Source organism: Sulfurivermis fontis (assembly GCF_004001245.1).
Lineage (GTDB): Bacteria > Pseudomonadota > Gammaproteobacteria > Thiohalomonadales > Thiohalomonadaceae > Sulfurivermis > Sulfurivermis fontis.
The window spans coordinates 894,774-906,245 of sequence record NZ_AP018724.1; the positions used below are offsets into that span (position 1 = coordinate 894,774).

Sequence of the window (11,472 nt, forward strand, 5' to 3'; positions counted from 1 at the left end):
TCCGGGCGCGCCATACACAAGTAAACGGCCTACCAGAAATGGTGGGCCTTTTGTTTTTCCCGACTCTACAGCGGAAGCCGATCATTCAAGACGAATAGCGAACACCTCATCCAGCGAAGTCTTGCCGGCGCGCGCCAGGGCCAGGGCATTTTGCGTCAGAGTGGTCATACCCTCCTGTATCGCCATGTCCTTGATGGCCTGGGCGCAGGCATTGTTGTTGATCAATGTGCTGATCTGCGGTGTGATGGGCAGCAGTTCGGTAACGGCTACACGGCCGTGGTAACCGGTGTAGTTGCAGGCAGAACAGCCGACACCGCGGTGGAACACCTCATCGGCTGCTACTTGCAGTACGTTGCGTACCTCTTCGTCGACAGGCTCTTCCTGCAGGCATTGCTGACAGTTCAGACGAATCAGGCGCTGGGCCATGACACCAAGAAGGGTTGAACTGAGCAGATAGGGCTCGATACCCATATCGAGCAGGCGCGTGATGGTGCTGGCGGCATCATTGGTGTGCAGGGTACTTAACACCAGATGACCGGTGAGTGCGGCTTTGTTCGCGATACGGGCCGTTTCCAGATCGCGGATTTCACCGATCATTATCACGTCCGGGTCGTGGCGCAGGATATGACGCAGTGCTTCGGCAAATGTGTAGCCGGTGCCGGGATTGATCTGGATTTGCTCGACACCCTCCATGTCGTATTCAACCGGATCCTCAACGGTGATGATATGAGGATCGCGGGTACGAATCTCATTGAGTACGGCATACAGGGTGGTGCTTTTGCCCGAGCCGGTAGGGCCTGTCACCAGCAGCATGCCGTAGCTGCGGCTCAGCATGCGACGGATCTGGTTCAGTTCCCAGTCACCCAATCCCAGTCCGTCCAACGGTTTGAGGCCGACCTGCTTGTCGAGGATACGGATAACCACGCTTTCACCGTTGACGGTCGGTATACAGGAAATGCGCAAATCGATACTGCTGCCGTTATGGGTAAGGCGGGCATGACCGTCCTGCGGCAACCTCCGTTCCGAGATGTCCATGCGGCCGGTAATCTTGATGCGGCTGACCAGTGGCGCCAGCAGACTCTTGTTCAAGGAACGGGAAAAGCGCAATTTGCCATCGACACGATAGTAAATGTTTACCTGTTTACGTTCCGGTCGGATATTGATGTCCGAGGCACCGTGCAGGATACCCTGCATGATGATGGCGTTGACCAGGCGGACGATCGGTTTCTTCTGCGCTTCCTGCTCGATAAGATGAATGGCGATGTCATCGGTCTTGTCCGGCTCTGGCGTCATGTCGATGACGTCGGCCATGTCGGTTATTTCACGATCTTCACGCCGACGGTACAGACGGTTCAGGGCCTCGCTGATGTCCTGCCCGGTGGCAACCACTGGTTCGATACTGTGGTTGGTGTTGAAACGCAGCACCTCCATGGCCTCCCAGTCCATGGGGTTCTCCATGGCGACCACGAGCTGGCTGCCATCCAGCATCAGCGGAAGGACGCTGTATTGCAAGGCGATATCCGGCGGGACCAGAGCGAGAATCTGCGGATCGATTTCGAAGTTTCCCAGCTTGATGAAGGGGATGCCCAGTTTGTGGGCCATAGCGGCATGGATGTGTTCCTTGGCTACCAGACCCTGTTCGATGAGAATGTCGCCCAGTCGGCGTCCCGGGGTCTTGCGCTGTTGCGTTAGTGCTTTTTCCAGCGCTTCCTCCGCCAGATGGTGTGCATCGACCAGTATCTCGCCCAGATGCAGATCAGAAAGCGGGCGAGTATCGACAAAAACCTTCTTCAGGTCTTCGGCATTATCGATGACGTGTTGCTTCATGTCGGCCCCCGGCCAGTAAGACATTACTCAATACATTACGTGCTGTCCGCGGCGGAGACAATGGGCGGTATGGGCAGTTAGGCCAGCCTGGCGGCAAGAGGCCGGAATTGCAGGCCGTAGAACATCTCCAGATAGCGTCGGGTTTCGGCGCGGTCGAGGTTGGTGACATATTTCCAGAAGCCGTAGATACAGGAAAGCGTCAGCATGCGCTCGGCATAGATATCCCAAGTATAGCGACTGCGCACCCGTTCGACTGCGGCATTGGAAATCCGCTCCCAATAGCCGGCATCGTCCTGACAGCGATGGAAGAATTCGGCAATGCGTTCTGCCGCCGCATTGCCGTGGGTAGGATCGATATGAAAACCAGAGTGGCCATCCTGAATGATCTCCAGGGGGCCGCCATAACAGGTGGCAAACGTAGGCAGGCCGGAAGCCATGGCCTCGATGACGGTCAGGCCAAAGGCTTCGAACAGGGCCGGCTGTACAAAAGCACCGCGGCGATCGGCTATATAGCGATACAGCTCACCGGCCAGTGGTTTGTCGAGATGCCGGCCCAGCCAGCGAACCTGGCCATCCAGGCCATATTGCTCAAACAGGGTATGCATGCGTTCTATCTGACGCTGTTCCTCTACATCGTCGGAGCGCGCGGGATCGGTATGCCCGGCTATCACCAGAAGATTAGCCGCCTCGCGCAAGGCATTGTTGCCGCCATACCAATCCACCAGACCAGTGATGTTTTTGATATGGTCGAGTCTGGCCATGGTAAACAACAATGGCTTGTCGGTATGCTGTAGCTGCCCGCGTGCCGTGTCGTTCGGCGCACCGAATACCAGAGACTCGATCTCGGCATGAAGGCTGTGCAGACGTCGTTGTTGTTCGTGATAAGGGAAATAGACTGCTGCATCGGCACCGGGAGATACGATATTGAATTTCGGATCGAACACGTCGATGCCGTTCACCACGCGATATAGACCGGGCATGGTAAAAGTGCCATAGCTTTCGTACTGCCCTACACTGTCGCTGGTACCGGCAATTTCCTGATAGGTGCTGGTAATGATGAAGTCCGCTGCATTCATGGCGATGAGATCAGCCGTGAACTGACAAGAAAAATGATATTGCGGCTCGTTGTCCTGCCAGTACAAATCAGAGTAGAGATACTTGGTTTTCTCGAGAGCATGTGCGATACCGCACTGCGTTACATGCAGGCGCTGTGCAAGCAGTGTAGCGACTAGATTGCCATCGGAATAGTTGCCGATGATGAGGTCTGGGCGTGAGCCAAGCTCAGCGAGTATTATGTTTTCGGCCTCGTAGGCAAAGCGTTCAAGGTAGGGCCAGATCTCGAAGCGTGAGATCCAGTGTGGGACTACCTCACCCACCGCATTGCGGAACGGGATGCGTATGATGCGTATACCTTCTGTCCCTATGACAGGTTCTACGGGAACATTGCAACTGGTTGCACCGGCCTCGGGAATTAGGCGGGTGATGATCAATATTTGTGGCTGAATATCGAGCCCCTGCTCATGGCACCGCCGCCGCATCTCACGCTCCAGGGCGCGTACCTGATCCAGAATGTAGACCACTTGGCCCCCTGTATCAGGCAATCCGAGGACATTGCCCTGCCCGAAATATCCATGCGGTGACAGTACGACCAGATTGAAAATCATCGGCATGCGCCCGAGAAATCTTTCAATAGCTTCCGGCGCAGGGGCCTCGAGGATGTCAGCCAGCAAGTCGAAGGATACGCGGATCTGTGCTGCGGTACGTCCCCATCCTGGCTCGAAACCGAGCTGTTGCAAGGAATGTCCGACTTGCTTCCATTCGGCAGTAGCGTCCTGGGTTGCTAGGAAATCGTCAGCCTGACGTAAGGCTATCCGCAACCCTGTGACATCACAAATACGATCGTTGAGCATGAGTTGCTGGCCACGATATTGATGCACACTGAGAAAATCGAGCAGTTTTTTGTCACCCTTGCCAAGTTCCTGAAAAAGCTGACTGGACAGGCGACGATTGAGAAACTCCACGCCACGACCGATTGACCGAGATTCCTGCAATTTGGGGAATTCACGACTGAATGGGGCGAAATCAAGTTCGATTACGTAATCGGAGTCGTGTTCAGTGCCGTTACGCAAGCGCTCCTTGAAGGAAAGGAAATCTGTTACGGTGACATTGTCGTACTGCATGGTTTCAGTATGAAAGCGCAGGTAACTCCAACGTGCAATGCGTGTGCGGACGGCAAGATATAGCCACGGTGCTGCGATGGCAGCCTCTTGGGTGACTGCGATAAGCCGGGCAAGTTCAGAGCGGGAAAGTTCAGTGTGCCCATGGGTGGCACAGAATGCTTCAAACTCATCGCGTAGCTCTGACCGTAGCAGAAAGGGACGTCCCAGCGCCATATAGTGACGAAGCAGGGCATGTACTGCATCATGATGCAGGTCCAGATACTCATTCAATGAGTTGATCATGATTTATCCTCTGCAGTCTATTTGGTTTGTTCGACGAGAAACGCATAATGCTCAAGTCCTTCGAGGATGCCTCTTGCATAATGGCCGTGGGCAAAGTAAATCTGAGGTTCGCCATGCAAATGCCGCAACTCGGGACTATAGTTCCCTACTACGACGCCCAGGGTATCTCCACGCAGCATTTCGATGTCGTTGCCGGAGTCTCCTGCAACCAAGATACATCGCGGCGGCAAGCCCCATTTCGCTGCCAGATAGCGCACGGCTTGGCCTTTGGAGGCACGGATTGGTAGCAGGTCGAGATAGGCTTGATGTGAATACACGAGATTTGCCGTCAGATTGTGTTGGCGTAAATGCCTGACGATTTCCCTGATTGGCGGTGACTTGTCCGGATCGATGTAATAGCTCAATTTGTGACGACGCTGGTTTTCCTTCGGCTGCAGACGCAACCCCGGGACTCCATCCAGTAGATCCTCGAGACGATCACGCTCCCAGCGATAATCGATATGACGCTGCCAGTCCGTATCACTGCGCAGTTGCTTGCCATAGTGGATTTCCGTTCCAACCGAGGTGATAAGTACGTCGGGGACAGGCACTGAATTTTCAGCGAGGATATTCAGTGCGCTGCTCAAATGGCGGCCAGTTGCTACACCGAAGCCAAGTGCAGTATCACTGTTAATCTTGCTCACCAGTTCCGCTAGTGCAGCATCATCTCCAAGCAGGGTGTTGTCGATGTCGCACACCACCATGCGTTCGATGGTAGGCAGGCGGCTTTTCGCCGGCCGAATCATGCGGGCGCGCGATGATTGTCCTAGCAGACGCCGGACAGCCTTAAGGTAGCTGGTAACGTGTGATTGCCAGGAATAATGACGGTGGGCCCCTTTGATTCCATTGCTGGCCCAGGTGCGCCAACGCTGGCGGTCATTGAGGGCAGAAAGTATCACTTCACCTAAGGCATCTGCGTCAAGTGGATCAATCAGCAAGCCATTCTTGCAGTGGTCTACGATATCGTGCGGGCCACCGTCCTCAGTGGCGATGATGGGCAAACCGCTGGCTGCTGCTTCAATCAAGGTAAGACCAAATGGTTCGGTGAGGGCCGGATTTACGAAAATGCCGTGACTGCGTGCGGCCAAGCGATATAGTTCAGGAATATCATTGGAGTGATGATCCTTGGGGTACGCAACATGCCCATAGAGATCATACTTGTCGATAAGCAGCAGCAGGTTTGTAAGTACCGTGCGCGGTCCTCTATCTAATTGAGTTATATCATCCCGATTACCAGCGATGATCACCAGATTGGCGCGTTGCCGTAATTCACTGTTTTCCCCATAAGCACGTAGCAGGGTATGTATGTTCTTACGTTCATCGGCACGTGATATGGCCAATACCATAGGTTTGGCGGTATCGCGCAGGAACCGGTTCAACTTATGGCGCAACGGTGTGTCGGCAATGGAACCGCGCGGTGGATGAAAGCGACTTAAGTCGGTGCCGGGTGGAATTACCTGCATGTTGCGTGGCTGGTAGTTGGCATACTGGCTGTATTGCTTCTCCACTTCCTGACGGGTACTGGCGATAACCAGGCTGGCGACGTCCATTGCAGCCTCTTCTGCTTCGATACGGCGCGTCATGTTGTACTGCGTCTCAATCGTATGCGATGAAACGCCTTGGTCGAGTAGGCGGCGGCGCTTTTCACGGCCCAGAGAGTGCCCGGTATGCACCAGGGGAACGCCAAGCAGACTGGCAAGGCGCGCACCCACATATCCGGCATCGGCGTAGTGGCTGTGGATGATGTCGGGTACGCGACCGATGCTACGAATATGTTGCAAGGCCTGATCTGCCATTGAGTCGAGATAGGGCCACAGCACTTCCTTGCGTAGATAGCGGCGTGGACCGAACGGAAGGCGTACGATGTATGCCTTGGGTGTGAGTGCTTCGAGCGAGACGCTGTAATCTGATGCGACCTTCGGATCGATGATCTGACGGGTCAGCAGATCGACACGGGATACATCGGGATGCTCCGCCAGGGCGCGGGCCAGTTCGACGACATACTTGGTCTGGCCGCCGGTGTCGGCATCGCGGCCAAGTTCTAGATTATGGCCGCGAATCAGGCCATGGACGCTGATCAGGATGATGTACAAGCCAGTTTCGTTGGAAATAATTCAGTCCTCCCAGTGATTGATGAACTCCTCGTAAAAAGTTCGATTGTTTACGATAGCGCCGCGCAGCGTACAGATAGCCGCGGCAAATTCTGCGGCATGTCTCAGGCTTCGTTGCAAGGTCCACTGTCGGGATAGTCCATATATCATGACTGCGCTGAATGCGTCTCCCGCCCCGACCGTATCGACTATCCGCTCTGCCGGTTGGGCAGCGCACTCGTGAATTTCATTGCCACCGACCAGGATGGCTCCATCCGCGCCGCGGGTAACGAGAAGGTGTTTAATGTGATGATCTGCAGCAAACTTCAATGGTGTGGATGTGATACTTGTTAAGTCCGGCGTTAGCGTATGAAGTTCGTCTTCATTGAGTTTTACCCATGCAGCTTCATGGATTAGGCCATGCACTTCGTTTATCTGCCACCAGGGCGAGCGTAAATTGATGTCAATGAAGCATGGTCCGGTCAGTATGTCACGAAGAAAGTGTAGCGTGGTGCATGACATGGTGCTGCGTGCAGCCAGTGTGCCGTGATACAGGAGGCTGACAGGGCGGTTGCGCAGGGAATCCACTGCTGCGGTGTAATCTATGTAATCGTAAGCTTGATCGGATGCAATATCGAAACTGTGCTGCCCATTATCGAGCTTGATGTTTACGCTGCCAGTGGGGTGTGCCAGATCACGTTGAATGAGGGAGGTTTCCATACCCCAACTGCGCATCAGATCAAGCGCGGTAGTGCCGGCATCGTCCTGTCCTACACGAGATAAGAGCAGTGGCTCAAGACCAAATCCACGCAGATGCCATGCAACATTAAAAGGAGCGCCGCCTAGCATGCGGGTTCCGTCCGGGTAATTGTCATACAGTATCTCGCCGAAAATCAGCGGACAGAACTTGCCAGTGGCGTGATCTTGCTTGGCCATGTTTCGAATCCTCTGCTTGATTCGTACAACAATGGCGACAGGCGACGGATGACCGTGGTATTGCCGCAGATACAGTGCGTAAATGGATGGCGCTGGTAAGCGCTTACAGCAGCAAGTATTGCAACTTTTTCATTTATAACAAACTTGTGCTTTGATAGCAAAACTGCTGTTTAACGATAGCCTGTCTTCAGCCGGTACACCACGCCGTAGGCCGTGCGTACCATCTCAAACATGTCGACATAGCTGGTGGGTGATTCCGACCCCCCGAGAAAGAGGTAGCCACGCGGATTCATACTTTGCGCGATACGCGTGAGTATGTCCTTCTTCAATTCAGATGAGAAATAGATCAGTACATTGCGACAAAATACGATGTCGAATTTTCCGAGCGCAGCATAGCTCTGCATCAGGTTCATTTCACGGAAACTTACCCGTCCACGAATCTCCGGCTTGACCTCCCAGCGCTCCCCTCTCTGGGTAAAAAAACGCTTGACGCGTTCTTCGGATATGCCACGGGTTATGGACATCTTGTCATACTGAGCGTTGCTGGCCTCCTTGAGTACGGAGGGTGAGATATCGGTCGCCACGATCTGGATATTGGCAGTGAGTGTGCCTGGCTTGGCGGCCAGGTACTCCTGTATCACCATGCTGATTGAGTAGGGCTCCTGACCGGAGGAGCAGGCTGCAGACCAGATTCGCAACTGCCGGCTCTTCAGGCTGCTGTACTCCGGCAGAATGATATTGGTCAGGATATCGAACGGGTAACGATCACGAAACCACATGGTTTCGTTGGTGGTCATGGCATCGACGATTCGTTCACGCAGCCTGGTATGATGCTTCTGTTTCAATTGCACCATCAACTCACTGAATGTCGTAATGCCAAATTCACGCATCAGTCGCGTCAGGCGGCTGGTAACAAGGTAATGCTTGTTGTCACCCAGCATGATTCCACAGGCATCTTCGAGGAAACGTCGGAATTCCTCGTACTCATTGGGGGCGATGTGAGTGGTTGTCACGTATTAATCCTGGCTAAGTCAGTGCGGTATATCTGCCCACATGGCCGATAAAAGACGCAATACAAGAAGCCATATGGTGTATGTCAGGCTGGTTACTGCACGGTTTTCAGTCGTTCAATGACCGCATTCGCCAGTTCATCGGGTTTGAACTTCGCGATGAATTTGTCGGCACCAACTTTTTCAATCAGTGAGTTGTTGAATATGCCACTGAGGGATGTATGTAAGATGACATATAGATTCTTGAGGCGGTTATCGGAGCGGATCTGTGTGGTCAGCGTGTACCCATCCATTTCCGGCATTTCAACATCGGAAATGACCATGCTGATTTGTTCGGTCACAGGAGCACTACTTTCAGCCATGGTTCGGAGAGTATCCAATGCTTCGCGGCCATCCTTGACGAGAATGGTTTCCACTCCAAGCTGATCGAGTGTGCGCTTGATTTGGTTGCGAGCAACGCTGGAGTCGTCAGCTACCAAAATACGGTGTTTGTGCTCTCCCAGCGTATTGCGATTTTCCTCGATGATGCTGCTGGTAACCGTTTCGTCCACATGGATGACTTCGGCCAGGACTTTTTCCACGTCGATAATTTCAACCAGGTCATTGTCGACGCGGGTAACGGCGGTCATGTAGTTGTGGCCGCTGCCTTTCGGGGGCGGCAAAATCTCTTCCCAGTTCATGTTGACGATGCGGTCGACGCCACTGACGAGAAAGCCCTGCACTGCACGGTTGTATTCGGTGATGATGATATAGGCCTGTGAAGTATCGGTGATGGGACGACGGCCGATTGCTTGGGCCAGATCCATGATCGTGATGGTCTTGCCGCGCAGGGTGGCTACACCACGTACCACCGGATGGGCATGGGGTACTTTGGTGAGGGGAGGGCACTGGATGACCTCCTGCACCTTGAACACATTGATACCGAAGCGTTGTTTGTCGCCAAGGCGAAACAACAGCAGTTCGAGCCGGTTGTGGCCAGCCAGCCGGGTGCGTTGGTTAACGCCGTCGAGTACGCCCGCCATTTAGTGTTCTCTCCGCGTGGTCCTGCTGTTCAGGTAGATAAGCCTTATCGGCACGCTATTCCGACCACTTGAACTGCTTCAGCATAGGCACGCAATTTGCTGTACCAAGTCTGAAGAGCCAATGCAGCACGTGCACTGTGTCACAAAATTTACTGCTTGTTACCAAGTATATACGCTAACTGATTAATTTTGGTAAGGAAATGATTTCTGATACCGCGCCAGCGACTCACCGCCGCATTGCCCGGCAGACGCCAATATTCCGGCGTCTGATGCTGTTGCTGGGGTTTGGTCTGGTTTTGGGCTGGATGAACGGTGTGCGGGCGGAGACGCTGCAATCCTTGGTCGGCATCCAGCAGGCGGCCATCGCATATCTGGAAGAGCAGCACGCCGATAGCCCACGTCTGCCCCAAGTAACTGCCGGTGCACTCGATCCGCGCTTGCGTCTGGTTGCCTGTGAGGGGCCGCTGGAGGCTTTTACCCCGCCAGGGCAGCGGACTATGGGAGCCACTATTGTCGGTGTGCGCTGCAATACGCCCGTTTCCTGGACGGTCTACGTTCAAGCAACGGTAGCCCTGAACCGGCCGGTTCTGGTGGCGCGGCGGCCCTTGCCGCGTGGCACAGTCCTGACAGGTGCTGACGTGGCTGTGATCGAGCAAGATGTGGCTCGCCTGACTCTTGGCTATCTTGTTGATCTAAAAGATATTGATGGTATGATTCTACGGCGTTCGGTAACTGCCGGCACGGTATTACACCCGGGGTTGGTACAGCACCCAGTCTCGATACGGCGCGGCGAACGGGTAACCATCCTGGGGCAGGCGGCTGGTATCGAGGTACGTATGGAGGGCCAGGCGTTGGCGGATGGGGCCAAGGGAGAAGTGATACGAGTGCGCAATCTCTCTTCGGGGCGGGATATCGAGGCTGTCGTGGTGGCACCGGGTTTAGTTCAGGTACGCCTGTAATTCAATTGCAGTTAAGGGCTAAAGTTTCTCCCCGTCCGGCCGATACGGGATGTAGAGAAAAGGAGAGTGACCATGGCGATCAACAACATAACGGGTTTTCCTGGCAATCAGAGCCAGCGTGCCACCGACGGTTCCCAGGTGCAGGTTGCCCGTAGCGAGCCGACCGCCGCACAACAGCAGACCGGCCGTCCGTCGACGATGGATACGGTCAGCCTGACCGATACGGCAGCCCGCCTGCGCGAGCTGGAAAACAGTCTGGCGAAGTTGCCGGTGGTAGACAGCCAGAGGGTGGAAAGTATCCAGCAGGCCATCGCTAACGGCAGCTATGAAATCGACTCCGGGCGGGTGGCGGAAAAGATGTTGCGTTTTGAGCGGGAACTGCAGCGCTAAATCATGGCTCTGACTACGGTTTGTGACACGCTGGCTGGCTTGCTGCAGGCGGAGCAGGAATGCGCCGCGCGCCTATACACTGTGCTCGAGACGGAGCATGAGGCCATCGCCCGGCGTGACACCGATGCTCTGCAGCAGGCTGTGGCCGACAAGCAGACGCTGCTGGCGCAGCTGGAGGCGAGTCATGGGCGCCGTCTACAGTTGCTCCAGACGGCGGGTCTGCAGGTAGGTCCGGAAGGGTTTGATGCGTTGCTGGCAGAGTGTTCCGGTGGATATGGGCAGGCCGAGCTGGCTGCATTGTGGACCCGAACCAAGGCGGCACTTGAGTCCTGTCAACGTCAGAATCAGATAAATGGAATGGTTCTGGAAAGCAGCCGTCGCATAACCCACCGCGCCCTGTCCATACTGCTGGGTGGACAGGCCGAAGGTTCTGAACTGTACAATCAATCGGGCAAGGCCACTACTTCCCCCTTCGGCGGCAATCGGGTCATCAAGGCCTGAGACTTTACTCTTCCTACCGGCAGTTTTTCCCTTGTGTCACGCTGCGGCGTGAAAATTATTTTCTTTCCGCATTCGCCACCGCCTGCATCATGCCAGCCTTACGGCCAGGTTGCGAGTCTGCAACAGTGGTATTAGTGATTCATAATATTGTTAAATCGCAACTTTCTCGCATCTACCACTGAAGAAGTACCTCCCTAATTGGATAATTAGCAAATTCAGATAATTACAGCTCGCCT

Annotated in this window: 9 protein-coding genes; 3 read left to right on the forward strand and 6 right to left on the reverse strand. The window is 54.5% G+C overall.

The features are described 5' to 3' along the window. Nucleotides 1-81 precede the first annotated feature (81 nt). The 6 genes from EP379_RS04625 to EP379_RS04650 form a co-directional block, all read right to left on the reverse strand. The gene (locus EP379_RS04625) at nt 82-1,827 is read right to left on the reverse strand and encodes a GspE/PulE family protein (protein WP_172600378.1); all 1,746 of its coding nucleotides are present in this window, start codon (nt 1,825-1,827) and stop codon (nt 82-84) included. 77 nt (nt 1,828-1,904) lie between these two features. Then, nucleotides 1,905-4,289 carry a sucrose synthase gene (locus EP379_RS04630; protein ID WP_127476339.1) on the reverse strand — a complete coding sequence of 795 codons (2,385 nt, stop codon included), beginning with the start codon at nt 4,287-4,289 and terminating at the stop codon, nt 1,905-1,907. 17 nt (nt 4,290-4,306) lie between these two features. After that, nucleotides 4,307-6,421: an HAD-IIB family hydrolase gene (locus EP379_RS04635; RefSeq protein WP_232023971.1), complete on the reverse strand. Its 2,115-nt coding sequence runs from the start codon at nt 6,419-6,421 to the stop codon at nt 4,307-4,309. Between the two features lie 21 nt (nt 6,422-6,442). Next, nucleotides 6,443-7,354, reverse strand: coding sequence for a carbohydrate kinase family protein (locus EP379_RS04640; protein WP_127476343.1), 912 nt, complete (start codon nt 7,352-7,354; stop codon nt 6,443-6,445). 170 nt (nt 7,355-7,524) lie between these two features. Beyond that, complete coding sequence (locus tag EP379_RS04645; RefSeq protein WP_127476345.1) at nt 7,525-8,367, reverse strand: CheR family methyltransferase; 843 nt, start codon at nt 8,365-8,367, stop codon at nt 7,525-7,527. 92 nt (nt 8,368-8,459) lie between these two features. Beyond that, entirely contained in the window at nt 8,460-9,386 is a 927-nt protein-coding gene (locus EP379_RS04650) for a chemotaxis protein CheV (RefSeq protein ID WP_127476347.1), read from the reverse strand. A gap of 200 nt (nt 9,387-9,586) precedes the next feature. Between EP379_RS04650 and flgA the strand changes: the two genes are divergently transcribed. The 3 genes from flgA to EP379_RS04665 all read left to right on the forward strand — a co-directional run bounded on the left by flgA (nt 9,587) and on the right by EP379_RS04665 (nt 11,236). Continuing rightward, on the forward strand, nt 9,587-10,345 hold the full coding sequence (gene flgA, locus EP379_RS04655; protein WP_127476349.1) for a flagellar basal body P-ring formation chaperone FlgA: 759 nt from the start codon (nt 9,587-9,589) through the stop codon (nt 10,343-10,345). Between the two features lie 72 nt (nt 10,346-10,417). Then, nucleotides 10,418-10,735 carry a flagellar biosynthesis anti-sigma factor FlgM gene (gene flgM / locus EP379_RS04660; protein ID WP_127476351.1) on the forward strand — a complete coding sequence of 106 codons (318 nt, stop codon included), beginning with the start codon at nt 10,418-10,420 and terminating at the stop codon, nt 10,733-10,735. 3 nt (nt 10,736-10,738) lie between these two features. Next, a complete protein-coding gene (locus EP379_RS04665) occupies nt 10,739-11,236 on the forward strand; it encodes a flagella synthesis protein FlgN (protein WP_127476353.1) in 498 nt (165 codons plus the stop codon). Nucleotides 11,237-11,472: the final 236 nt, after the last annotated feature.